A 1,018-nucleotide genomic window follows, 5' to 3' on the forward strand; every position below is an offset into this window, starting at 1 on the left:
CGGCGCCCGCGCCACCCACCCCCCCCGCCCCCCCCCCCACCGTCAGCGCCGGGCGGTGACCGGTCACCCCCCCCCCCTCCCGCCCAGCCCCCCGGGCGCCCGGCTCGACCTGCCGCGCACCCTGCGGGCCAACCTGGCCCGTACCCAGGTGCTGGACGACGGGCGGACGGTCGTCGTCCCCGAGCAGCCGGTGTTCAGCACGCGGTCGCGCCGCGAGGCGGACTGGCGGCTGATCCTGGTGGTCGACGTCTCCGGCTCGATGGAGGCCTCGGTCATCTGGTCCGCGCTGACCGCGGCGGTGCTCGGCGGCGTGCCGACGCTCTCCACGCACTTCCTGGCGTTCTCCACCCAGGTGGCGGACCTCACCGACCGGGTGGACGACCCGCTGTCGCTGCTGCTGGAGGTCCGGGTCGGCGGCGGTACGCACATCGCGGCCGGGCTGGCCCACGCCCGTTCCCTGGTCCGGGTGCCGAGCCGCACCCTGGTCGTGGTGGTCAGCGACTTCGAGGAGGGCGGGCCCATCGGCGGCCTGCTCGCCGAGGTCCGCTCGCTGGCCTCCTCCGGGGTGCACCTGCTGGGCTGCGCCGCGCTGGACGACACCGGCACCCCGCGGTACTCCGTGCCGGTCGCTCAGCAGCTCGTCGCGGCCGGTATGCCGGTGGCCGCCCTCAGTCCCCTCGCCCTCGCCCGCTGGGTCGGCGACCGCCTCCGCGGAGAGCCCCGATGACACTGCCCCTGACGACCGTTCACCTGCCGCCCGTCGCCCCGGCGGTGGTCGCCGACGCCGTGGAGGGCCTGACCTCGCGGCTGCGCAAGAAGCTCGACGCGGCGGTCGAGCAGTACGCCGCACTGCCCGTGACGGCCGCCGCGGACGGCGGCGGGTGCACCGTCCGGTGCGGTGAGGACGCCGAGGTGTCGCTCACCCCCGGGCCGGGCGGCGCCGTCACCGAGCCCGGCCAGGCGACCTGCAGCTGTCTGCTGGCGCCGCGCTGCCTGCACCGCGCGGCCGTGCTGGGCC

At 77.4% G+C, this 1,018-nt stretch carries 1 protein-coding gene and 1 pseudogene; both read left to right on the forward strand.

Annotation, left to right across the window (positions count from 1 at the left end):
• On the forward strand, positions 1–727 hold a 727-nt coding region (locus tag ACFV0G_RS34905), incomplete at its 5' end, for a VWA domain-containing protein (RefSeq protein WP_380556652.1).
• Positions 724–1,018 (forward strand): annotated as a pseudogene (locus ACFV0G_RS34910) (hypothetical protein); the annotation flags it as partial. The gene ACFV0G_RS34905 and the pseudogene ACFV0G_RS34910, both read left to right, overlap by 4 nt.

The sequence above is a fragment of the Kitasatospora sp. NPDC059571 genome, assembly GCF_042735675.1.
Taxonomy (GTDB): Bacteria; Actinomycetota; Actinomycetes; order Streptomycetales; family Streptomycetaceae; genus Kitasatospora.